Source organism: Burkholderia sp. KBS0801, assembly GCF_005937855.2.
In the GTDB taxonomy this organism is placed as follows: Bacteria; Pseudomonadota; Gammaproteobacteria; order Burkholderiales; family Burkholderiaceae; genus Burkholderia; species Burkholderia ambifaria.
Map to the genome: position 1 here is coordinate 620,588 of NZ_CP042178.1, position 23,435 is coordinate 644,022.

General features: G+C 66.4%; 22 protein-coding genes. 14 read left to right on the plus strand and 8 right to left on the minus strand.

The window, feature by feature from the left end:
* Window positions 1–348: 348 nt before the first annotated feature.
* Complete coding sequence (locus FFI87_RS19585) at window positions 349–1,293, minus strand: GlxA family transcriptional regulator (protein ID WP_011659450.1); 945 nt, start codon at window positions 1,291–1,293, stop codon at window positions 349–351.
* Window positions 1,294–1,426: 133 nt separating this feature from the next.
* Window positions 1,427–2,389 (minus strand): helix-turn-helix domain-containing protein, encoded by a 963-nt coding sequence (locus FFI87_RS19590; RefSeq protein WP_138849444.1) that lies wholly within the window; start codon window positions 2,387–2,389, stop codon window positions 1,427–1,429.
* 242 nt (window positions 2,390–2,631) lie between these two features.
* On the opposite strand from FFI87_RS19590, the gene FFI87_RS19595 reads away from it, so the two are divergent.
* The 6 genes from FFI87_RS19595 (at window position 2,632) to FFI87_RS19620 (ending at window position 6,610) form a co-directional block, all read left to right on the plus strand.
* A complete protein-coding gene (locus FFI87_RS19595; protein WP_138849443.1) occupies window positions 2,632–3,789 on the plus strand; it encodes an amine dehydrogenase large subunit in 1,158 nt (385 codons plus the stop codon).
* A gap of 7 nt (window positions 3,790–3,796) precedes the next feature.
* Window positions 3,797–4,351: a MauE/DoxX family redox-associated membrane protein gene (locus FFI87_RS19600; RefSeq protein ID WP_138849442.1), complete on the plus strand. Its 555-nt coding sequence runs from the start codon at window positions 3,797–3,799 to the stop codon at window positions 4,349–4,351.
* On the plus strand, window positions 4,348–4,983 hold the full coding sequence (gene mauD / locus FFI87_RS19605) for a methylamine dehydrogenase accessory protein MauD (protein ID WP_138849441.1): 636 nt from the start codon (window positions 4,348–4,350) through the stop codon (window positions 4,981–4,983). Before FFI87_RS19600 ends, mauD begins: the two co-directional genes overlap by 4 nt.
* Window positions 4,984–5,022: 39 nt before the next feature.
* Complete coding sequence (locus FFI87_RS19610) at window positions 5,023–5,568, plus strand: methylamine dehydrogenase light chain (RefSeq protein WP_138849440.1); 546 nt, start codon at window positions 5,023–5,025, stop codon at window positions 5,566–5,568.
* Window positions 5,565–6,065, plus strand: coding sequence for a c-type cytochrome (locus FFI87_RS19615; protein WP_138849439.1), 501 nt, complete (start codon window positions 5,565–5,567; stop codon window positions 6,063–6,065). The genes FFI87_RS19610 and FFI87_RS19615 overlap by 4 nt, the downstream gene beginning before the upstream one ends.
* 65 nt (window positions 6,066–6,130) lie before the next feature.
* Complete coding sequence (locus FFI87_RS19620) at window positions 6,131–6,610, plus strand: c-type cytochrome (RefSeq protein ID WP_409995118.1); 480 nt, start codon at window positions 6,131–6,133, stop codon at window positions 6,608–6,610.
* Window positions 6,611–6,638: 28 nt separating this feature from the next.
* On the opposite strand, the gene FFI87_RS19625 is transcribed toward FFI87_RS19620, so the two are convergent.
* Both FFI87_RS19625 and FFI87_RS19630 read right to left on the minus strand, forming a co-directional pair.
* Window positions 6,639–8,165 carry a CYTH and CHAD domain-containing protein gene (locus FFI87_RS19625; protein ID WP_138849438.1) on the minus strand — a complete coding sequence of 509 codons (1,527 nt, stop codon included), beginning with the start codon at window positions 8,163–8,165 and terminating at the stop codon, window positions 6,639–6,641.
* 142 nt (window positions 8,166–8,307) lie between these two features.
* Window positions 8,308–10,086 (minus strand): SulP family inorganic anion transporter, encoded by a 1,779-nt coding sequence (locus FFI87_RS19630; RefSeq protein ID WP_138849437.1) that lies wholly within the window; start codon window positions 10,084–10,086, stop codon window positions 8,308–8,310.
* Window positions 10,087–10,423: 337 nt separating this feature from the next.
* Between FFI87_RS19630 and FFI87_RS19635 the strand changes: the two genes are divergently transcribed.
* Entirely contained in the window at window positions 10,424–11,551 is a 1,128-nt protein-coding gene (locus FFI87_RS19635; protein ID WP_138849436.1) for an aminotransferase class V-fold PLP-dependent enzyme, read from the plus strand.
* Between the two features lie 112 nt (window positions 11,552–11,663).
* Here FFI87_RS19635 and FFI87_RS19640 read toward each other — a convergent pair whose 3' ends face one another.
* Complete coding sequence (locus FFI87_RS19640; RefSeq protein WP_138849435.1) at window positions 11,664–13,964, minus strand: NADP-dependent malic enzyme; 2,301 nt, start codon at window positions 13,962–13,964, stop codon at window positions 11,664–11,666.
* 135 nt (window positions 13,965–14,099) lie between these two features.
* Here FFI87_RS19640 and FFI87_RS19645 point away from each other — a divergent pair, with 135 nt between their 5' ends.
* The 7 genes from FFI87_RS19645 to FFI87_RS19680 all read left to right on the plus strand — a co-directional run bounded on the left by FFI87_RS19645 (window position 14,100) and on the right by FFI87_RS19680 (window position 21,112).
* A complete protein-coding gene (locus FFI87_RS19645; protein WP_011659437.1) occupies window positions 14,100–15,071 on the plus strand; it encodes a LysR substrate-binding domain-containing protein in 972 nt (323 codons plus the stop codon).
* Window positions 15,072–15,380: 309 nt separating this feature from the next.
* The gene (locus tag FFI87_RS19655; RefSeq protein WP_012366699.1) at window positions 15,381–16,334 is read left to right on the plus strand and encodes a choline ABC transporter substrate-binding protein; all 954 of its coding nucleotides are present in this window, start codon (window positions 15,381–15,383) and stop codon (window positions 16,332–16,334) included.
* 98 nt (window positions 16,335–16,432) lie between these two features.
* Window positions 16,433–17,362: a 3-keto-5-aminohexanoate cleavage protein gene (locus FFI87_RS19660; RefSeq protein WP_006749513.1), complete on the plus strand. Its 930-nt coding sequence runs from the start codon at window positions 16,433–16,435 to the stop codon at window positions 17,360–17,362.
* A gap of 88 nt (window positions 17,363–17,450) precedes the next feature.
* Window positions 17,451–18,416 carry an L-carnitine dehydrogenase gene (locus tag FFI87_RS19665; protein WP_138849433.1) on the plus strand — a complete coding sequence of 322 codons (966 nt, stop codon included), beginning with the start codon at window positions 17,451–17,453 and terminating at the stop codon, window positions 18,414–18,416.
* A 6-nt stretch (window positions 18,417–18,422) separates the two neighbouring features.
* On the plus strand, window positions 18,423–18,911 hold the full coding sequence (locus FFI87_RS19670; RefSeq protein WP_138849432.1) for a thioesterase family protein: 489 nt from the start codon (window positions 18,423–18,425) through the stop codon (window positions 18,909–18,911).
* Window positions 18,912–18,936: 25 nt separating this feature from the next.
* Entirely contained in the window at window positions 18,937–19,893 is a 957-nt protein-coding gene (locus FFI87_RS19675) for an alpha/beta hydrolase (RefSeq protein ID WP_138849431.1), read from the plus strand.
* A 22-nt stretch (window positions 19,894–19,915) separates the two neighbouring features.
* The gene (locus tag FFI87_RS19680) at window positions 19,916–21,112 is read left to right on the plus strand and encodes a TauD/TfdA family dioxygenase (protein ID WP_138849430.1); all 1,197 of its coding nucleotides are present in this window, start codon (window positions 19,916–19,918) and stop codon (window positions 21,110–21,112) included.
* 193 nt (window positions 21,113–21,305) lie between these two features.
* Here FFI87_RS19680 and FFI87_RS19685 read toward each other — a convergent pair whose 3' ends face one another.
* The 3 genes from FFI87_RS19685 to FFI87_RS19695 all read right to left on the minus strand — a co-directional run bounded on the left by FFI87_RS19685 (window position 21,306) and on the right by FFI87_RS19695 (window position 23,263).
* Complete coding sequence (locus FFI87_RS19685) at window positions 21,306–21,608, minus strand: DUF4148 domain-containing protein (RefSeq protein WP_138849429.1); 303 nt, start codon at window positions 21,606–21,608, stop codon at window positions 21,306–21,308.
* 212 nt (window positions 21,609–21,820) lie between these two features.
* Entirely contained in the window at window positions 21,821–22,807 is a 987-nt protein-coding gene (locus FFI87_RS19690; RefSeq protein ID WP_138849428.1) for an oxidoreductase, read from the minus strand.
* A gap of 165 nt (window positions 22,808–22,972) precedes the next feature.
* Window positions 22,973–23,263, minus strand: a complete 291-nt coding sequence (locus FFI87_RS19695) for a DUF3331 domain-containing protein (RefSeq protein WP_011659430.1) — start codon at window positions 23,261–23,263, stop codon at window positions 22,973–22,975.
* Between the last annotated feature and the right edge of the window lie 172 nt (window positions 23,264–23,435).

Below are 23,435 nucleotides of genomic sequence, written 5' to 3' on the forward strand. Positions count from 1 at the left end.
ACTAAGCGTCAGGTCGAAACGAATCGGGAAGGAACGGAGGCGGGGAAGCGAACGGAAGGCAGGTGCGGCGACGGCGAAGCGAGCATCGTCATGTCATACCCCTCGGATCGGCATTGATATCGGTTTGGCAGCCTGCGTGGCGCGGCGTGCGCGACCCCGGGCTCTCATCTCCTTAGGGCTGCCTATCTAATTGCGAGGTATGTTACAGAACATTTTCGGCGACATTGCAAATTATTTTCGAAGGCTGCTTCGGTCCGTCGATCATTCGCCGGCATTGTTCAGCGAATGGCGGCAAACGCAGCCGGCGCGCGCAATAGCGCGCCGGATTGTACGCAAAAGCGGCGCCGCTCAGCGCGTCGCGCGGCGGTCGCTGCGCGGGCTCACGCCGAACCGCGAGCGGTACGTGCGCGAGAAATGCGACGGCGATTCGAAGCCGCACGCGACGCACACCGACGTGATGCTCATGTCGGTCTGCTGCAACAGCTCGCGCGCACGGTCGAGGCGCAGGTTCAGGTAGAAGTGCGTCGGCGTGTCGTTCAGCGTCGCGCTGAACAGCCGTTCGAGCTGGCGCCGCGTGACCGATATCTCCTGCGCGAGTGCGTCGGAGCCGAGCGGGTTCTCCATGTGCCGCTGCATCGTGCCGATCACCTGGATCAGCTTGCGGTTGTGCACGCCGTAGCGCGCGGCGATCTCGAGCCGCTGGCTGTCCGAACGCTGCCGGATGCGGCTGACGACGAACTGCTCGGAGATCGCCGCCGCGAGCTCCGCGCCATGCCGTCGGCCGATCAGGTCGAGCATCATGTCGATCGACGCGGTGCCGCCCGCGCAGGTGATGCGCCGCTCGCCGATCTCGAACAGCTCCTGCGTCACGTTCAGCCCCGGGTAGCGTTCGCGGAACGCGGCAAGCGCTTCCCAGTGCAGCGTGAGCGTTTGCGATGCGTCGAACAGCCCGGCTTCCGCGAGCACGAAGCTGCCGGTATCGATGCCGCCGAGCGTCGCGCCATGGCGATTCTGGCGGCGCAGCCAGTCGGCGAGCGCGCGGTCGTAGCACACGAGCGGATCGAAGCCGGCTACCACGAACACCGTGTCGACCTGCGCGACGTCCGCGCACGCGGCTTCGGCCGCGACCGGGATGCCGTTGCTTGCGGCGACGGGCGCGCCGTCCGCGCTGATCACGTGCCAGCGGTACAGCTCGGTGCGAAACCGGTTCGCGACGCGCAACGGTTCGACCGCGGACATGAAGCCGAGCGCGGAGAAGCCGGGCAGCAACAGGAAGTGGAAATCCTCTGGCATCGGGGCGTGGGGTGGAATCGGGTGGGCGTCGCGCACCGCGCGGCACGGTGCGGCGAGCGGCGGGGCAGCGCGCCGCGCCCGGCCCGCGGGAGCCGAACGTTCAACACCGGATTATCGCGGGTTTTGCGGGCCGTCAGCGCGTTTTTGCGCCGCACACCGTCCGGCGCGCCGTCGTCGACGGCAGTTCGCCGAACTGGGCCTTGTAGGCGTTCGCAAAGTGCCCGAGGTGGATGAATCCCCAGCGTGCGGCCGCTTCGCTGATCGGCAGGTCGGACTGCCGCGTGTCGAGCAGCAGGCGCCGCACCTGCGCGAGGCGCAGCGCGCGCGTGTAGTTCAGCGGGCCGGTTTGCACGACCGACTGGAAGCTGTTCTGCATCGTGCGCCGGCTCACGCGCAGTTGCGTGCACAGGCTCAGGATGTCGACGGGTGCCTCCGGGTGCTCGATCACGTAGTCGTGCACGCGGCGCACGATGTCGGCGTGGCACGCATGCGTGAGACGGTTCGGCGGCCCGGGCATTCGATACGTGAGGAGATCGACGAGCACGTTACCGACTTCGCCGCGCAATTCGGACTGCGCACGCGCCGCGTCGAACGTATCGGGTGCCGACAGCACGCGCTCGAGCAGCGTCGCGAGCTGGACGCTCGCACGTTCGCGCGCGGTGACCGGCACATCGACGACGCCGCGCCGCAGCGCGCGCTCGTCGAGCCGGACATCGGCCGCATCCTCGATCTGCTGCATCAGCGTGGCATCGAGGACCACGCCGATCAGCGACATGTCGTCCGGTGAATGGAGTTCGAAAGGCGCGCCGCCGCGCGCCATCACGATCGTGCCGCGCTCCATGCGCGCATCGCCGAATGCAAAGTTGCCCGAACCGGTGAGCGGCATCCCGAACACCGTGTGACCGGGCGGCAGGCGCCCGCGCTGGATGATGCGCACGTTCGCCGTTTCCTGGAACAGCTGCACGCCGTCGAGCACCGCGTGCTTGACCGCACTGCGATACGAACCGGAGCCGATCTGGTCGTAACGCTGATCCCAGCCACGCAGCGCCTCGGCATGCCGGTCTGCGTCGTCGAACATCTGATGAAACACGCGCACGGCGCCTCCGGTGGTCGTTCGGACCGCGCAAGATTAAACCGGCCAAATGGTCGGCGCAATACGGAAGAGCGCTATTCCGGCGGGGGTTTTCGAGGGGGGGGGAGGTGGGCGACCCGCGGTGCCTTTCAGGCGGTTTTCCAATATCCCGAATCGGCACGCACGCGTTGCCGGTCCGGGTGCTGAACCGGTTTATTGTCGAACTACAGTCGCCCCACATAACGTGAATTCCAACTGGAGGCGACATGAGAGCAAGGCGACGCACCGCGGTTTGCGCGGCGACGCTGGCGTTCGCGGCGGCGTGGGCCGGCAGCGCGAACGCGACGGAAAAGCCCGAGGAACTCGTCGTGCAGAAGATGCCGCCGTGGCATCCGCACGAGGTGTACGTCGTCGACATCGCGATGCCGACGATGACCGACGGGCGCATCTACGTGTACGACGCCGACGCGAAGAAGCTGCTCGGCCAGATCGACGGCGGCTTCGCGCCCGGCCTCGCGATCTCGCCCGACCACAAGACGAGCTTCATCGCGACGACCTATTTCTCGCGCGGCTCGCACGGCACGCGCACCGACGTCGTCGAGATGACCGACAACACGACGCTCGATCACAGGGGCGAGATCGTGATTCCGGCCAAGCACGGGCAGCACGTGCCGTCGCCGTACAACACGGCGTTCAGCACAGACGGCAAGCGGCTGTACGTCGCGAACATCACGCCGGCCGCGTCGGTGACGGTGATCGACGCCGTGTCGAAGAAGGTGCTGTCGGAGATCGACACCGCGGCCTGCGTGCTCGCGTATCCGTCGGGGAACGACCGCTTCACCGCGCTGTGCGAAAGCGGCAAGGCGCTGACCGTCACGCTCGACGCGAACGGCAAGGAGGTGAAGCGCACGATGTCCGACGCGTTCATCGACGTCGACAACGATCCGGCCTTCATCAACGCGTCGCGCTACAACGGCGGCTATCTGTTCACGACGTATCACGGCAACGTGCGCAGCGCCGATTTCAGCGGCGACAAGCCGGCGTTCGGCAAGCCATGGTCGTTGCTGACCGACGCCGAGCGCGCCGAAGGCTGGCGCCCGGGCGGCATGCAGCAGACCGCCGTGCAGGTGAAGCAGCACCGCTACTACGTGCTGATGCACAAGGGCGGCGACGGCACGCACAAGGATCCCGGCACGCAGGTGTGGGTCTACGACCTGAAGACGAAACGGCGCGTCGCGCGCTGGGATCTCGCGCAGCAGAAGGTCGATCCGCTCGTGTCGATCCAGGTCAGCGAGGACGACAAGCCGCTGTTCTACGGGCTGACGGGCACGTCCGACCTCGTCGTGATGGACGCGCGCACCGGCAAGCGGCAGCACGTCGAGAAGCAGATCGGCAGTACGTCGACGCTGCTCGTGAACCCGTGAGGCCGCGATGACGCTTGATCCCGTACTCGCCACCAGCGCGCAAGCCGGCGCGGCCGTCGTCGTGCTGCTCGGCGCCTTCGCGAAGATGCGCCGACCCGCGGCGTTCCGGCAAGCGCTCGCCGGCTATCGCCTGCTGCCCGATGCGCTCACCGCGCCCGCTGCATTCGCGATTCCATTCGCGGAAGCCGCCTGTGCCGCGGCGCTGCTGTTTCCCGATACGCGCATGACCGGCGCGCTCGGCCTGATCGCGTTGCTGCTGGTGTTCGCGGCCGGCATGACGATCAACATCGTGCGCGGCCACACCGACATCGATTGCGGGTGTTCCGGCTTTGCCGCCGCGCGCGCGGATGCGCCGCGCGGCATCGGCTGGCTGCATGTTGCGCGCGTGCTGCTGCTCGTCGCGCTGGCCGCGACCGCGCTCGTCGAGCCGGGCGGCCGCGTGGTCGTGTGGTTCGACTACCTGACGCTGTTCTCTTCCGTGCTGCTGATCGTCTGCGCGCTGCTCACCGTCGACGTGCTGCTCGCCAACATCCCGCGCCTTTCACATATGAGGAATTCGTGATGCAAACCGCTCTCACCGTTTCCACCGCGTTGCTGTGGATCGCCGTCCTCGCGCTCGGCGCGATCTGCCTCGCGCTCGTGCGCCAGATCGGCATCCTGTACGAACGCATCATGCCGGCCGGCGCATTGATGATCGACAAGGGCCCGGCGGTCGGCGCGATCGCGCCGACGTTCGAGCTGACCGACATTCGCGGCTCGCGGGTCAAGGTCGGCGGCATCGATGCGGCGGGCAAGGCCACGCTGCTGTTCTTCCTGTCGCCGACGTGCCCGGTCTGCAAGAAGCTGCTGCCGCTGTTGCCGTCGCTGCAGGCGAGTGAATCGACGCCGGTGAACATCGTGCTCGCGAGCGACGGCGAGCTCGACGAACACACGCGCTTCGCGCAGAAGCACGACCTCGCGCGCTTCCCGTACGTGCTGTCGCAGGAGCTCGGCCTCGCGTATCAGATCGGCAAGCTGCCGTACGCGGTGCTGCTCGACGACACCGGCACCGTGCGTGCGAAGGGGCTCGTCAACACGCGCGAGCATCTCGAGAGCCTGTTCGAAGCGAAGGAGCGGGGCGTCGCATCGCTGCAGCAGTTCGTGCATGGCGATCACGATCACGGCGGTCACGAAGAGCACGCGCAGCACGCGTGATCGGCCGACCCTCTTTCAACGTCAACGGAGAACAACCCCATGGGCCTGTTTGATTCATGGTTCGAACGGTCGGCGCGCGGCGTCGCACAGCACAGTTCGCGGCGCAGCGCGATGGCGAGGCTCGGCAAGGTGCTGGTGGGCTCGGCGATGCTGCCGCTCCTTCCAGTCGATCGCACCGCGTATGCGGCCGACGCGGCGTCGGGCGCGTCGGCGGATTCCGGTGCCGCTGCGTCGGGCGCGAGCGACGATCCGATGAGCTGCGATTACTGGAAGTACTGCGCGATCGACGGCTGGCTGTGCAGCTGCTGCGGCGGCACGTCGAGCAGCTGCCCGCCGGGCACGACGCCGTCGCCGATCACGTGGATCGGCACGTGCCGCAATCCGCACGACGGTTCGGACTACATCGTGTCGTACAACGACTGCTGCGGCAAGACGTCGTGCGGCAAGTGCTTCTGCAACCGCAACGAGCGCGAGAAGCCGCTGTACAAGCTGTCGCTGAACAACGACATCAACTGGTGCATGGCGAACGGCAATTCGAATTACCACTGTTCGGTTTCGGTCCTGCTGGGAGCGGCAAAACAATGAACGTGATGCAAGCGGGAAAGATCGTGGTCGCGTGCGTGGCGGCTGTTGCGGGTGCGGCATTGCCGGGTTTTGCCGGTGCGCAGCAGGCCATCCATTACCCGGCGGGCAAGAGCGTGTTCGACGCGCAGTGCGCGGTGTGCCACCAGGCCGGCGGCAAGGGGCAGGACGGCCTCGCGCCGCCGCTGACCGAGTATCCGGGCAAGTACGCGACGGCCGACGCGGGCCGCGCGCAACTCGTCGCGACGCTGTTGCACGGGATGTTCGGCGAGATCACGGTGCACGACAAGCGCTACAACTTCAAGATGCCGTCGTTCGCGAGCGCGAGCGATGACGACATCGCGAACGTGCTCAACTACGTCGTATTCGATCTCAACGACAAGCACGGCGACGCGAAGCCGTTCACGGCGGCCGACATTCGCGCGGCGCGCGCGAAGGAGATGGACGGCACGGCCGTTCACGCGCAACGTGCCGTCGTGACGAAGGGGCTGGGGCTGTGAATGCCCGGTGCATTCGGTGGCGTGGCGCGGTGGTGCGTGGCGGCCCGCGTGCGGCGGCGTGGCGGATCGGGGCGTTCATCGCACGGCGTCTTCTTTCGTTGCCGGCGGTGGTCGCCGCCACTGCGTGTGCGATTGCCGTACCCGCACATGCCGACGGCGCGGCCGACGCGACGCTCGCGCGACAGCACTGGGTGCTCAACTGCATGGGCTGCCACACGGCGACGGGCGGCGGCATTCCGGGCAAGGTGCCGCCGCTTGCGAACTCGCTCGGTTATTTCACGCATCTGCCGGCGGGGCGCGAGTACGTGATGCGCGTGCCGGGTGCGTCGAATTCGGCGCTGTCGGACCAGGATCTCGCCGACGTGCTCAACTGGGTGCTCACGACGATGAACCGCGACGCGCTGCCGCGCGATTTCAAGCCTTATACGGCAGCCGAAGTGGCCGCGCATCGACGGCCGGCGTTTTCCGACGTCGCGACGGTGCGTGCCGGGCTGGTTCGCGCGCTGCAGGCGCGCGGGATCGACGGTGTGTCCGACCGGTACTGATTGTGCGTGGCGATAGTGTCATGCCGATTCAGTGCGGTGGCGGCAGACGTTTGAAGCGGCTCCACAGCTTCTTCAAGGTCTGATGATCGGCCGCGGCGCGCGCGGCCAGAAAGCCGCGCGCGAAGCCTGCGCCCGGCGCGGCGTCAGGCGACGTATCGGGGAGTGCCTTCAGAAGCTTGTCCGCGACAACGGCATCGTTGCGCCAGCCCAGATCGTCCTGAAGCGCGGTCAGCGCATCGACATACGATCGGACGGCCCGCTTGCGGTACAGCGACGCGAAGAATTCGGTCGCGTATCGGACCTTCTTCGCCGCGATGCGGGCACGGTGGCGACGATGATCGTCCAGATCGGCCAGCCGCTTGCCACGTTTGATCAGTTTCCTGTGCCGACGACGCAGAACATCAGCGGCAAACGGCTTCGCGGCCTGCATGATCGCAGCGCGCTGTTCGTCGGACATCTCATCTCGCCAGCCCTTTCGGCTCAACCACGACGCGAGCTGCAACGCGAGCCGCGTGTAGCGAACCGACCCGACCGCCGCGGCCGCGCGCTGCCGGTTCTCGACGGCAATGTGCTCGCACGCTTCGCGTACCGAATGCATCTCATCCGGGATGCCGTTCGTACCGGCATGGTCGAGCGTCGTTCCCGCCAGCACCTCCCAGTCACGCGCGGCGCCGAGTTCGGCGGCGATCCAGCGCAGCTCGTCGTCGAGGCCGGGGTACGCGGGAATTACTTTCGCGAACAGGTCGAGCGCCGAGCGTAAACGGCGAAGCCCCACGCGCATCTGATGGACGCACGACGGATCGTGGCCCGATTCGACGCCACGCTCGTTGGCGTGGACCTGATCCAGACAGTTATGCGCGATTTGGCAGAAGGCGTCTTCGATCGAATTGCTTTTCTTCAGTTGTAACGGTTGCGCCTTGACGGGCGGACGGTGCTCGGCCACCAGCAGTCCGTAGCCCATATCGGCCTTGCTCTCGCGATCGATGCGCAACGGTACGATCTCCAGCAATTCCAGTGCGACGCCGTACAGGCTTTCAGGCCGGCCCCGTTTCAGCTCCAGTTCGACAGCGGCGATCGGGACGGAATTCGGCTCCGCCTCCACGGTCCCCTTGTCGAGCGCCACCTCGACTTCGCCGCCGGACGGCAAGTGCAGCGGTAAAACCGAACGCTTGATTCGCGTGACGAATACGGGCTGGAGCCGGGCCGCCGTGGCTACGTCGCGAATCAGCCTGCCGCAGTCGCTGTCAGCGGGCACTCGATCCCGCAGCCGCGCCAGATCGGGGAGGTCGCCGTCGACGGGCATCTCGAACTCATCGCGGTCGAACAAGCCGGCCTGCACAGATCCTTCCAGCTTCAATGTCTGAATTCGCTCTTTGCCGACCGCGCGTACCCGCAGAGAAGCCCCGCACCCGTGAAATGACAACGCTGACGTATCGAAGTACGTGCTCTTCAGCAGTTGAGGCGCGTGGGCGCCGTTGGACTGCGCGAGCAATGGCGCGCGGCGCAACTTGTCGAGATCCTTGACGGAAACCCGTAGCTTCAACTCCCGTTCCATATCGCCCTCAGATGTGGCCCTGACTATCAGACTACACCGCAGCGCACGCGAGTTCCCGCTCTGAATCGTCCTTTTTGCGTTTTAAGCGTTTGCTGTCACTGGCGGAGGCCCAGATACGGCGCTCCGGCCGGCCGATCCGTTTTCAACCCGATGCTTCGTCTTCCCAGTCGTGCCACTCCACCCGATGCGTTTTCAGATAGCCATTGACCGCCTCCCCAACCGTCGGAAAGAAGTTGCTTTCGCCGAACATGCCAAACAAGCCGTAATGCTTGAGGCTGTCTTTCACGGGGCCTTTCAGCTCCGCGAAGACCAGCTTGACCTGCCGCGCCGCCAGTTCGCCATGCAGCCGTTCGAGCACATCGGCGGCGGTCAGGTCGATATCGGTCACGGGCTCCGCCGCGATGACGATCCAGCGCGCCGGCTGCGGCGATTCGTCGACGGCGCGGAGCACGCGCTCGCGAAAGATCTCTCCGTTCGCGAAAAAAAGCGGCGCATCCCAGCGCAGCAGCACGAGCCCGGGCACGCGCCTCGCGTCCGGATGGCGCGACACGTCGTGATAGCCCTTCATGCCGTCGACGCGCCCGAGCACGGCTTCGTAAGGCCGCCACGCACGCCAGAGGAACGACAGCACGGTGAGCAGCAGCGCCAGTGCGATGCCGTTCACGACACCAAGAACCGCAACGCCGACGAAGCACACCAACGCCAGCACGAACTCGCTCTTGCGCAGACGATAAAGCCGCATGATGCCCCGCACCTCGATCATGTTCACGCATGCGGCAATCACGACGGCAGCCAGCGCGGATTGCGGCGTATGCGACAGCGCGCGTGGCGCGAACAGGAGCAGCGCGGCGACGACGGCGGCCGCCACCACGCCCGTCGCCTGCGTCTTGGCGCCCGCCGCCTCCGCGACCGGGGTGCGCGAGCCGCTCGCGCTCACCGCGAACCCCTGCACCAGACCGGCGGCGATGTTCGACAGCCCGAGCGCGACGCATTCGTGATTCCGGTCCACGCTGGTGTCGTTGCGCAGTTCGTAGGTGCGTGACAGCACGCTGATATCCGTCAACGAAACGAGCGCGATTGCCGCCGCGCTACCCGCGAGGTGCAGCCAGTCGTCGAGCGTCACGTTCGGGATGCGCGGTACGGGCAGACCTTGCGGGACCGCGCCGACGGTCGCCACGCCCGCGCGCCGGGACAGATCGAACCACATCACTACCACCGTCGCGCCCGCCACGGCGAGCAGCACGCCCGGCACTTTGGGCCAGAGCCGTTTGAAGACGAGTATCAGCACGAGCGCGGCGACGCCGAGCGCGAACGATGCCGCGTTCACCCTCGATGCCGCGATGCCCTCGACCACGTCGCGCACCTGCCCGACGAACGATTCGCCGTGGCCTTTGTATCCCAGCAGCTTCGGCAACTGTCCGATGCTGATCGTCAGCATGATGCCGTTCAGGAAACCGTGCCGGATGGGCAGCGACAGCAGCTCGGTGACGAATCCGAGCCTGAGCGCGCCGACCGCGATGCAGATCGCGCCCGCGAGTATCGCAAGCGCCCCGGCAAGGGCCAGCCCGCGCGTGGCATCGCCGTGAGCAAGCGGCACGATGCTTGCGGCGATCAATGCGACCAGCGCGGAGTCGGGGCCCAGAACGAGGATGCGGCTCGGGCCGAAGAGCGCATACACGAGCATCGCGGCGAACGATGCATACAGGCCGCTGACGGCGGGCAGCCCCGCTGCGTTCGCGTACGCCATGCCGGCAGGCACGAGCACGGCGCTGAGCGTGACACCGGCAAGCAGATCGTGCGGCAGCCACGACCATTGATAGCCGCGCACCGCGGCGAAGCCGGTGATCCACCGCAGCGGGCCGGCAGAGGGCTGGCGAGTCGATTGAACCGAATGTGGGCGGGCACGGCTTTTCATGTTCATCGCGGCGTGTCAGGAAACCCGGGCGGAATCGTTCGCCACCTCCGCCTGTGCCATTGAAGATTAGGTTCCGGTATCGTCGGAGAGCAAGCGCGGTTTTCACGATGTTGCGTTTCGATGCGCGGGCCTTACGTGAGCGCCAATCGGCGGACGAGCCGGCGGTCAATCGCGTGCCGTGCTCATGACGCACCACAACACACCAAAATCCCAAGCATCAGACGGCTTTCGTTAGAATCGGTCGTCGTCGAATCAAAAACGCGGATTTGCACAGGCGTGGAGGCATCGCGTCACCAATACCGCTCGCTCTCACCACATGGCTCATCCTTTACCGGAGGCGAACGTGCCAGGATTACTTCCCGATGTCGACCGCGACGGGCTCCTCGAATATTCGGTGGTATACACCGACCGGTCGATCAATCACATGTCGCAGCGCTTCCAGGGCGTCATGCGCGATATTTCCGCCGCGCTGAAGAAAGTCTACAACGCGAAGGCGGCCGTCATCGTCCCCGGCAGCGGGACGTTCGGCATGGAAGCCGTGGCACGGCAGTTCGCGACGAACAAGAAGTGCGTGGTCATCCGCAACGGCTGGTTCAGTTACCGCTGGTCGCAGATTTTCGACATGGGCGGCATTCCGTCCGAAGAGATCGTGTTGAAAGCGCGCCCGGTCGAAGTGGGCAGGCAAGCCGCCTTTGCACCGGCTCCGATCGACGAAGTCGTCGCCGCGATTCGCGAGCACAAGCCGGATCTGGTCTTCGCCGCGCACGTCGAAACCGCATCCGGGATGATGTTGCCCGATGCGTATCTGCGCGCGGTGGCCGACGCCGTGCATGCGGTCGGCGGCATGTTCGTACTGGATTGCATCGCGTCCGGCACGATCTGGGTCGACATGGAGAAGAGCGGCGTCGATGTGCTGATCAGCGCGCCGCAAAAGGGCTGGAGCGCGTCGCCGGGTTGCGCGCTGGTCATGCTCGGCCCGCTCGCCCGCGAGCGCATCGATGCGACGACCAGCACCAGTTTTGCGTGCGATCTGCGCAAGTGGCTGCAGATCATGGAAGCCTACGAGAACGGCGGCTTCGCGTATCACACGACAATGCCCACCGACAGCCTCGCGACGCTGCGCGACGTCATCAAGGAAACCGAAACATACGGCTTCGATAAGGTGAGGGCGGAGCAGCTCGAACTCGGCACGCGGATTCGTGCGTTACTGGCCGAGAAGGGGTTCAGGAGCGTTGCCGCCGCAGGCTTCGAGGCGCCCGGCGTCGTGGTCAGTTATACGGACGATGACGATATCCGCTCGGGCAAGAAATTCGCCGATGTCGGTGTGCAGATCGCGGCCGGCGTGCCGCTTCAATGCGACGAGCCGGCGGATTTCAAGACCTTCCGTATCGGCTTGTTCGGTCTCGACAAGCTGCATGATGTCGATGCGGCGGTTGCGAGGTTTGCCAGTGCGTTGGAGCGGGTTGTGTAGCGCGTTGATTCAATCGCGTTGGCTTGCCGATCGTTTCCGGTGATGATTCCCACGCGCTGCCCGACGGGGTCGGCCACAGCCGACCCCCATCAAGCGATTACATCAACAGCAATCAAGCAGCCACGTTCCGATTCGCTTCGATCACCGTCAACGCCGTCATGTTCACGATCCGCCGCACCGTCGCGCTCGACGTGAGAATGTTCACCGGTGCATTGACCCCGAGCAGGAACGGTCCCACGGCAACGTTGCTGCCGGCTTCGGTCTTGAGCAGGTTATAGGCAATATTCCCCGCATCGACGTTCGGACACACCAGCAGGTTCGCCGCGCCCTTCAGCGGCGACATCGGCAGCAGCCGCGCCCGCAGCCCTTCATCGAGCGCGCAGTCGCCATGCATCTCGCCATCGGCCTCGATATCCGGCGCCTGCGCGCGAATGATCTCCAGCGCCTGCCGCATCTTCACGCCCGAAGCCGCGCTCCCCGAGCCGAAGTTCGACCGCGACAGCAGCGCCACCTTCGGCGTCAGATTCAGCCACTCCATCTGCCGCGCCGCGGCGATCGTGAATTCCGCGATCTGCTCCGCATCGGGGTTGTCGTTGACGTGCGTATCCACCAGCGCGACCGTCCGCTGATTGAGCAGCAGGATATTCATCGCCGCGTAGGTCGACGCATCGGGCTTCCTGCCGATCACTTCGTCCACGAACCGCAGGTGATTGTGATATTCGCCGACCGTCCCGCAGATCATCCCGTCCGCATCGCCGAGCCGAACCATCATCGCGCCGATCAGCGTCAGCCGACGCCGCATTTCGACGCGCGCCATTTCCTTCGAAATGCCGTCGCGGCAGCGCAGTTCCCAGTACGTCGTCCAGTATTGCGGGAAGCGCTCGTCATATTCCGGATTGGTCACCTCGACATCCTGACCGAGTCGCAGGCGCAGGCCGAACCGCTCGATACGCGCCAGCAGCACCTCCGGACGGCCGACCAGGATCGGCCGCGCGAGCTTCTCGTCGACGATGACCTGCACCGCGCGCAGCACGCGCTCGTCCTCGCCTTCGGTGAACACGATGCGCGCCTTGCCGCCGTCACGCACGAGCTGACGCGCGGCCGCGAACAGCGGCTTCATGAACGCGCCCGAGTGGTAGACGAACTGCTGCAGCTGCTCGACATACGCGTCGAGATCCTCGAGCGGACGCGTCGCCACGCCGCCTTCGATCGCCGCCTTGGCCACGGCCGGTGCGATGCGAACGATCAGGCGCGGATCGAACGGCTTCGGAATCAGGTATTGCGGGCCGAACGACACTTCGTCGCCACCATAGGCCGCCGCGACGACGTCGTTCTGCTCTTCTTCCGCGAGGCCCGCGATCGCGTGAACAGCGGCAATTTCCATTTCGCGGGTGATGGTCGTTGCGCCCACATCCAGTGCGCCGCGGAAAATATACGGGAAGCACAGGACGTTGTTGACCTGGTTCGGGAAATCCGAACGGCCCGTCGCGATCACGACGTCGTCGCGCGTGGCGTGCGCCAGTTCCGGGAAGATTTCCGGCGTCGGATTGGCCAGCGCGAGAATCAACGGGCGCGCGGCCATCGCCTTCAGCATGTCCGCGCTGAGGATGCCGCCGACCGACAGCCCGAGGAACACGTCCGCGCCGCCGATCACTTCAGCCAGCGTGCGCGCGTCGGTTGGCTGCGCGAAGCGTTCCTTGGCCGGATCCATCAGCGTGGTGCGGCCGCGATAGACGACGCCCTCGATATCCGTCGCCCAGATGTTCTCGACCGGCAGCCCGAGGTCGACCAGCAGGTCCAGACAGGCCAGCGCCGCGGCGCCGGCGCCCGACGTCACGACCTTCACCGCCGAAATCGACTTCCCGACCACCTTCAGCCCGTTGATGAACGCGGCGGCGACAGTGATGGCGGTGCCATGCTGGTCGTCGTGGAAGACGGGAATCTTCATGCGCTCGCGCAGCTTGCGCTCGACCGTGAAGCACTCCGGCGCCTTGATGTCCTCGAGGTTGATCCCGCCGAACGTGGGCTCCAGGCCCGCGATGATGTCGACGAGCTTGTCCGGATCGGTCTCGTTGATCTCGATGTCGAACACGTCGATGCCCGCGAACTTCTTGAACAGCACGGCCTTGCCTTCCATGACCGGCTTCGACGCGAGCGCGCCGATGTTGCCCAGACCCAGCACGGCGGTGCCGTTGGTGATCACGCCCACCAGATTCCCGCGGCTCGTGAAGCGGCGCGCCTGCAGCGGATCGGCGGCGATCGCCTCGCACACGCTGGCGACGCCCGGCGTGTAGGCCAGCGCGAGATCGCGCTGCGTCACGAGCGGCTTGCTGGCGACGACCGAGACCTTCCCCGGGGTAGGAAACTCGTGATAGTCGTACGCGGCCTGCTGCTGGGTCTCTGTCTGTTTCATGTTTTTTGGGTCCGGGCGTGCGCGCCAGGCCAGTCCCGACGCGATCCAAGGAGGATTCTAGGGATCGGCCATAAGGAGATGATTCTGTTTTAATATCGGTCCATCACTTTTTCATGATGGGTACGTGGCGGGGCGATGACATTCGACGCGAACGACGTGGTCAGGCGGCTTGGCGCGCGCCTGAAGATGCGGCACCTGATGCTGTTGCTGCAGATCCAGCAGCACGGGTCGCTGACACGCGTCGCCGAGCACATGGCCAGCAGCCAGCCCGCCGTGACGAACGCGCTGTCCGAGCTGGAAAGCATGTTCGGCACGCCGCTGTTCGAGCGCACGTCACGCGGGATGCGCCCGACCGCGCTCGGTTCGGTCGTGCTCGAGCGGGCCCGGGCGATGCTGAAGGATCTCGACCATCTCGCCCGCGAGATGGAGGCGGTCGCGGCCGGCCATGCGGCGCACCTGCATATCGGCGTGATTCCGTTTATTTCGGGACAGATGCTGTCGGCCGCGCTCAAGCGTCTGCAATCCCGGATGGAGCGGCGCCTGACCGTGACGATCCACGAAGGCACCAGCGACCAGTTGCTGCTGCAACTCAAGGACCACAGCGTCGACCTCGTGATCGGGCGCGCATCGTCGGCGATCGATCTGGGGCAGGTGTCCTTTGAAGTGCTGTACCAGCAGCAGCCGCGGATGATCGCGAGCCGGCGTCTTGCCGCGAAACTGGCCCGCACGAAGCTCGACTGGCAGAAGCTGCACGCGCTGGACTGGATCCTCGGCGCGCCGCATACGCCGATGCGGGAGCAGGTGACCGACCTGTTCCTGTCGGCGGGCATCGCGCCGCCCGTGCCGATCGTCGAAAGCTACTCGTCGAAGCTGATCGGCGAAATGATCGCGTCGAGCGACGACGCGGTGTCGATCGTGCCGGCCGATATCGCGGAAGAAATGGTGCGCATCGCCGGCGTCGCGATCGTGCCTTACTCGCTGGTCTGGACGCTGCCGCCCATCGCGCTGTTCACCCGCGCGGGCGAATCGCATGCGCCGACGCGGGATCTGCTGGTTCAGGCATTGCGCGAGATCTGCCGGGAAACCTACGTCGAAGTGCCGCGATAGCGCTTCGGGAGGCGGTTCCTGCTCGCAGGAGGGGAAACCGCGTCACGTCGCCGCCCAAGCGCCGCCGCCAACGCACGGCTCCACGCCGCATCCGGACAAACCCCCGTTCGCCGGGATTCGCCCGAAACCCCCGCAGTACAAGCGCCTGCCCGCGCCTAGTGGTTTCCACTCATAGTCGCAAACAGTCAAGAACAGGTCGCCGCCGGTCTTCCCGCGACCAATATGGCTCGTTACTTTTACTCCCACGATGCAGGCCGGGACGCACACCGCGAACCCGTCGGACATCGGTCCAATCGGGAGAGAGAAACCATGAAGTCGACAAAGATCGCCGCGTTCGTCGCGGCCATGCTGGCGACCGGCGCGTTCGCGACCGCGGCGCAGGCCGAAACGGATGCCGCGACCTGCCGCACCGTACGCTTCGCGGATATCGGCTGGACCGACATCACGTCCACGACGGCGCTCGCGTCGACGGTGTTCGAGGGGCTCGGCTACAAGCCGACGACGACGATTGCATCGGTGCCGATCTCGTTCGCCGGCCTGAAGAGCAAGCAGCTCGACGTGTCGCTCGGCTACTGGTGGCCGGTGCAGCAAAAGCAGCTCCAGCCGTTCCTCGACAACAAGTCGATCAACGTGGTCGAGCCGCCGAACCTGTCGGGCGCGAAGGCGACGCTCGCGGTGCCGAGCTATGCATACCAGGCCGGCCTGAAGACCTTCGACGACATCGCGAAGCACCGCGCCGAGCTCGACGGCAAGATCTATGGGATCGAGCCGGGCAGCAGCGCGAACGCGACGATCCAGAAGATGATCGACACGAACCAGTACGGCCTCGGCGGCTTCAAGCTGGTCGAATCGAGCGAGGCGGGGATGCTCGTCACGGTCGAGCGCGCGATCCGCGAGAAGAAGTGGGTTGTCTTCTTGGGATGGGAACCGCATCCGATGAACATCCAGATCAGCATGAACTACCTGTCCGGCGGCGATGCGTCGTTCGGCCCGAACTATGGCGAAGCACGCGTGTACACGCTGACGGCGCCCGACTTCATCTCGCGCTGCCCCAACGCGGGCAAGCTCGTCGAGAACCTGCGCTTTTCGACGCAACTCGAGAACCAGCTGATGCAGTCGGTGATGAACAAGACGAAGCCGGCCGACGCCGCGAAGGCGTACCTGAAAAAGAATCCGCAGGTGCTCGATGCCTGGCTCGCCGGCGTCAAGACGTTCGACGGCAAGGACGGCCTGCCTGCCGTGAAGGCCTATCTCGGCCTGTAACGGCCCGCGCGCCCGATGCATGCGGCGCGCAGCGATAAATCATCTGCAGTACGACACAAATCGAGCGACACAATTCGAATCAAGCGAGGGTAGTCAGCATGAACCACGAAGTCATCATCACCTGCGCGGTCACCGGAGCAGGCGATACGGTCGGCAAGCATCCGGCGATTCCGGTCACGCCGAAGGAAATCGCGTCCGCCGCGATCGAAGCCGCGAAGGCCGGCGCGACGGTGGCGCACTGCCATGTCCGCGATCCGCAGACGGGCCGCGGCAGCCGCGATCCGAACCTGTACCGCGAAGTGGTCGACCGGATCCGCTCGGCCGACGTCGACGTGATCATCAACCTGACGGCCGGCATGGGCGGCGATCTGGAAATCGGCCCGGGCGAGGACCCGATGCGCTTCGGCAAGGGCACCGACCTCGTCGGCGGCCTCACGCGCCTCGCGCACGTCGAGGAACTGCTGCCGGAGATCTGCACGCTGGATTGCGGCACGCTGAATTTCGGCGACGGCGACTACATCTACGTGTCGACGCCCGCGCAACTGCGCGCGGGTGCCAAGCGCATCCAGGAACTCGGCGTGAAGCCGGAGCTGGAAATCTTCGATACGGGCCATCTGTGGTTCGCGAAGCAATTGCTGAAGGAAGGGCTGCTCGACGATCCGCCGCTGTTCCAGCTGTGCCTCGGCATTCCGTGGGGCGCACCGGCCGACACCGGCACGATGAAGGCAATGGTCGACAACCTGCCGCCGGGCGCGCACTGGGCTGGCTTCGGGATCGGCCGCATGCAGATGCCGATGGTCGCGCAGGCGATGCTGCTCGGCGGCCACGTGCGCGTCGGCCTCGAAGACAACATCTGGCTCGATCGCGGCGTGCATGCGACCAACGGCACGCTCGTCGAGCGCGCACGCGAAATCATCGAGCGGCTCGGCGCCCGCGTGCTGACGCCGGCCGAAGGGCGTCGCAAGCTCGGCCTGCCCGCGCGCGGCGAGCGCCTGCTCGAACGCCGCGCGGCGACCGAATTCGCGTGAGCTTGACGGCTGATTCAGTGATGCATTGCGGCGGCACGCACGAGAGCGGCCGCCGCCCGATTCCCCTCGATTTGAAGGATGCGTGGACATGGCTGTGAAGACCGACATCAAGACGTTCGCCGCGATCGGCACCGGCGTGATCGGCGGCGGATGGATTTGCCGTGCGCTCGCGCACGGTCTCGACGTGGTCGTGTGGGACCCGGCGCCGGGCGCGCAAGAGCGGCTGCGCGCGACCGTCGCGAATGCATGGCCCGCGCTCGAACGCGTCGGCCTCGCGCCGGGCGCGGATCCCGCCCGGCTGCGCTTTGCGGAGACAATCGAAGCCTGCGTTGCCGACGCGGACTTCATCCAGGAAAGCGCGCCCGAGCGCGAGGCGCTGAAACTCGAACTGCACGAACAGATCAGCCGCGCGGCGAAGCCCGACGCGATCATCGCATCGTCGACGTCGGGGCTGCTGCCTACCGACTTCTACGCACGTGCGACGCATCCGGAGCGCTGCGTGGTCGGCCATCCGTTCAATCCGGTCTACCTGCTGCCGCTCGTCGAGGTGCTCGGCGGCGCGCGCACGTCGCCGGAAGCGGTCGACGCGGCAATGGCGATCTATCGCAAGCTCGGCATGCGGCCGCTGCACGTGCGCAAGGAAGTGCCGGGCTTCATCGCGGACCGGCTGCTCGAGGCGCTGTGGCGCGAGGCGCTGCATCTCGTCAACGAAGGCGTCGCGACGACCGGCGAGATTGACGATGCGATCCGCTTCGGCGCGGGCATCCGCTGGTCGTTCATGGGCACGTTCCTGACCTATACGCTGGCCGGCGGCGACGCGGGCATGCGACACTTCATGCAGCAGTTCGGCCCCGCGCTCGAACTGCCGTGGACGAAGCTGGTCGCGCCGACGCTGACCGATGAACTGATCGACAGCGTCGTCGCAGGCACGAGCGAGCAGCAGGGCACGCGCAGCATCAAGGAGCTCGAACGCTATCGCGACGAGTGCATTACCGAGGTGCTGAAGGCGATCGCCACTGTGAAGGCGCGGCACGGAATGCGATTCGAGGACTGAACGAACATGACCGGCGATACCCCGCTGACGATATACCGCGACGTCGTGCGGCCCGAGTGGGTCGACTACAACGGCCATCTGCGCGACGCGTTCTATCTGCTGATCTTCAGTTTCGCGACGGATGCGCTGCTGGAGCGCATCGGTCTTGACGATGCCGCGCGTCGCGAGCGGGGCCGCTCGGTCTATACGCTCGAAGCGCACGTGAACTATCTGCAGGAGATCAAGGAAGGCGCGCGCGTGCGCGTCGATGCGCGGGTGTTCGCGCACGACGCGAAGCGGCTGCACCTGTATCTCGAACTGTTCGCGGACGGGCACGACGGCGCGGTGTCGGCGAGCGAGCAGATGCTGCTGCACGTCGACACGCGCGGCGGCGCGAAATCGGCGCCGTTCGACGACGACGTCGCCGCGCGCGTGACCGAACTGCATGCGCTGCAGCGCGATTGCGCGGCGCCCGCGTATGCGGGCCGCGTGATCGGCCTGCCGCCGCGCCGCTAGCGCCGGCGACGACGGGGCGCGCACGATGCTCGAACCGGAAATCGCGGCGTTCGTGTCGGCTGTCGACGCGGCGTATCCGGCCGGCGCGGCGGCGCGCTCGCCCGATGAGCAACGCCGTCTCTACGATCGTTTCGCGGCCGCATGGACGCCCGCCGAACTGCCGGCCGGCATCGTGCAGCACGATGCGGTGTGGCACGCACCGCACGAACATGCGATCGCGCTGCGGCGCTACGCGCCGGCTCACGGCGAACCGCGCGGCACCGTGCTGTTCTTTCATGGCGGCGGGTTCGTCGTCGGCTCGCTCGACAGTCACGCGCTGATCACCGCGCAACTGGCGGCCGACACGGGGCTGGCCGTGATCGCGGTCGATTACCGGCTCGCGCCCGAGCATCGCGCGCCGGCCGCGCTCGAGGATTGCCTGGCCGTCACGCGAGCCGCGCGCGATGCATGCTGGTCGTTCGGCTCGTGCGCGCGACCACTGACGCTCGCGGGCGACAGCGCGGGCGGCAATCTCGCGGCCGCCGTCGCAACCGCGCTGCGCGATGCAGGTGAAGGCGGCATCGACGGGATCGCACTCGTGTATCCGATGCTCGGCATCGAACCGCAATCGCCGGCACGCGAAACGCAAGCGCACGCGCCGATGCTGACGCTCGACGACGTCCATCGCTATCGCGTGTTGTACTGGGGCGAGGAACAACACATTGCGCCGGGCGATGACGATCCGCTGCTGCGTGCATCGGTGCCGCTCGCGGCATCGCGTTTCGACGGGCTGCCGCCGGTGCTCGCGATCGGCGCGGAACACGATCCGCTGCGCGACGATGCGCGTATCTATGTCGAACGGATTCACGCGGCCGGGGGCGCCGCGCGTTACTGGATGGGGAAGGGGCTGGTGCACGGCTGCTGGCGCGCGCTCGGAACGAGCCCGCAGGCGGCGCGGATGCACCGGATGGTCGGCGAGTTTCTGCTCGCACCACATGCGTAGCAGGCGTTTCCGGGAGGCAACGATGCAGGCAGCGCAACACCGTATCGAGGACTGGCGGACTTTCTCCGTCGACGCGGCCATCGCGACGGCGACGATCGGCGATGGCGCGGTGGACGTCGAGTGGAGCGACACGCGACGATCGCCGTTTCACTTCGACTGGTTGCGCGACAACTGCGCGTGTTCCGCGTGCGTGCATGCGCTCACGCGCGAACAGGTGTTCGAGATCGCCGACGCGGGCGAGGATCTGTCGGCACTTGTCGTGCATGTCGACACCGACGGCGCGCTGCACGTCGAGTGGAACGACGGGCATCGCAGTACCTGGTCGCCGGGATGGTTGCGCGCGCATGCATACGACGATGCGTCGCGCGCCGAGCGTCAGGCCGCGCACGGGCGGCACGTGTGGGCCGGCGACGACGCGACGGCGATCGGCGTATTCGCATGGCGTGACGTGATGGAGGACGACGGCGCGTTGCTTGCGTGGCTCGCCGCGTTGCAGCGCACGGGGCTGACGCTCGTCGAGGGTTTGCCGGCCGAACGCGGCCGGGTCGACCAGATCGCGCGTCGTATCGGCCTGATTCGTGAAAGCAATTTCGGCGTGCTGTTCGACGTCGAATCGAAGCCACGCCCGGACAGCAACGCCTATACGTCGCTCAACCTGCCGCCGCACACCGACCTGCCGACGCGTGAATTGCAGCCGGGCGTGCAGTTCCTGCATTGCCTCGCGAACGACGCAACGGGCGGAGACAGCGTCTTCCTCGACGGCTTCGCGCTCGCGGATGCGCTGCGGCGCGAATATCCGACCGATTTCGGGCACCTAGCGTCGACACCGTTCGAGTTCTGGAACAAGAGTGCGGACAGTGACTACCGCTGTTCGGCGCCCGTGATCGGGCTCGATGCGCGCGGCAACGTGACCGAGGTGCGCGTCGCGAATTTCCTGCGCGGGCCGCTCGATGCGCCGGCCGATGCGGTGGCGGCTGTCTATCGTGCCTATCGGCGTTTCCTCACGCTTGCGCGCGAGCCGCGCTTTCGTGTGCAACGCCGGCTGCGGGCCGGCGACATGTGGGCGTTCGACAACCGGCGCGTGCTGCACTCACGCACCGAGTTCGATCCGTCGACGGGCCGCCGCCATCTGCAGGGATGTTACGTCGATCGCGACGAACTGCTGTCGCGGTGGCGAGTGTTGTCGCGCACGGTGCCTGCGGCAGCCGCGGCGCGCTGACCGGCGCATACCGCTTCGTTCCGCGTACCTCGCCAAGGAAAAAGCGCCCGGACGCAACGCGCCCGGGCGAAGCCACCCGCTGCCGGGCGGCGGAGGTATGCGTTTCACAAAAAAAGACGAGCCCGCAACACGGGCTCGTCCGGATCCAGCTTCATCGCGCGGTGCGCGGTGCGCCCGCCGGGGGCGCGTCGGCTTACTGGCCGAAGAACACCGAGTCGCGAGCGTTCGACGACGCTGCGGTAGCCGGGACGCCCGAGTGGACGACCGGAGCCGGTTGTGCGCCGTAGCCGCTGGCATCGGCACCATGAACACGCGCTTCCGCCGACTGGATGTCGTTCGGGTAGTACGGGCTCGACACGCCCGGCTTGTAGCCGGCTTGTTCGAGCTGGACGAGTTCGTTGCGCACTTGTGCGCGCGTCACGGTGCTTTGTGCGAAAGCGCTGAACGAAGCGGACAGGGCGACAGCGGCAACGACTGCGGAAACGAGCGATTTCATGATGACCTCCGGTGTTTTATTGGGTTCGCTGTCGACACCATGTCTTCAGCGATTGACTAAATCTTAGTCACCGGGTGGTTCAGGGTAAACGCTGATTTTGACGATAAATTGTTTCCTGGCTGGTAACAGTGGCGTGTCGAATCAGGCTTTCATCGGCCTTTCGTTTCTGTAAGTGTAATAAGTATGAAGAATAGCGACAGGAAATGCGCGATTCAGCGCACTTCGGCCGTCGCGTCGAACGGCGCGCCCGGCGGCCGGCCGGCAGGCGCGCCGGAGCTCAGGAAACGCACGCCGGTCGCGGCCTCCGACGCTTCCCACAGCAGTGCCGCCACGGCCACGTCGCGGGCCGCGCGCGGCACGCTCGCGCGCGCCGGCAGGCCGCGCGACTCGAACCAGCCGGACGGCCCGATGTACGCGCCGCCGGTGAGCTCGGGCGACGTCGCTGCATGGATCGCGGGCAACGCGCCCTGATTGGCCGGTTGCGCGAGATAACGGTTTGCCGCGCGCATCAGCGCGGCGCGGATGGGCGAACCGTCCATCGCGGGGCCCGCGAACTGCAGGTTGGTCGCCGCGTAGCCGGGATGCGCGGCGACGCTGATTCCCGCGAACGCCGCGCGCTGGAAGCGGCGCTGCAGCTCGATCGCGAACACGAGGTTCGCGAGCTTGCTGTCGCAGTACGCGAGATAACGGTTGTAGCGGTGCTCGGCCCGCAGGTCGTCGACGCGGATCCGGCCGCCGCGGTTGAAGCCGCTCGACATCGTCACGACGCGCGGCCGCGGTGCGGCGGACAGTGCCGGCAGCAGATGGCCGGTCAGCGCGAAATGGCCGAGGTGGTTGGTGCCGAACTGCATCTCGAAGCCGTCGTGCGTGTGCCGCAGCGGCAGGAACATCACGCCGGCGTTGTTGCAGAGGATGTCGACGCGGCCGTGGCGCGCGGAGATGTCGGTGGCGAAGCCCCGGATCGACGCGAGATCCGCGAGGTCGAGCGGATCGATTTCGACCCGTGCGGCAGGATGGATCCGGCGGATCGCGTCCGCCGCTTGCGCGGCGCGCGCGGCATCGCGGCAGCCCATCACGACGGTCGCGCCCTTGGCGGCCAGCGTTTCAGCGATCTGCCAGCCGAGGCCGCTGTTGGCGCCCGTCACGACCGCGACCTTGCCGCCTTGCGCCGGGACGTGGCGCGCGCTCCATGCATGCATGTCTGCCTCCATCGGCGCGGCCGGTGCGCCACGACGCGTAATCGTTACATTGAGTGGTGTAACGATAGTCCGCGCAGGCGGGGCAGACAAGCGGGTGATTAGACCGGCGCTTCTAGGGCGGGCCTGCGCATCACGCAGCCAGCCCTTGCACGCAGCGGACGGACCTCAGAGGGTGCCCGCCAGCGCCAGTACTTCCGCGGCGGAGATCATCGCGGCGGCGTTCGCGGGAGCCGGGCGCTCGGCCGGGCGGAATACTTCGTCGCCGCGCTGGATGACCTGGCGCGATAGTGCGCAAGTGCCGGTGCGCTGCGCGAAGCGGCGCCGCCAGCGCTGTTCGCCGTAATGACAGCGGCCGGGTTCGACCCAGCGCACGACGAGCAGCGTATCGGAACGTTCGAGAATTTCGACGTGGACGTCGGCGGGATCGAGCGCAGGCAGGGATTTCGAGGCCTTCATTTTGCCGTTTCCTAAAACTCGTGCGGTTCGGCCGTGGCAGTGGATGTCACTACCCGCGGGCGCATCCGTAGCGGTTTCCATGAGTGGTGCGGTAAATGTAAGCGTCTGTGACCGGAAAAAACATCCTGTCTGGCTCAAATTACCTTTTGCCGAATCAGAAACAATCGACGCA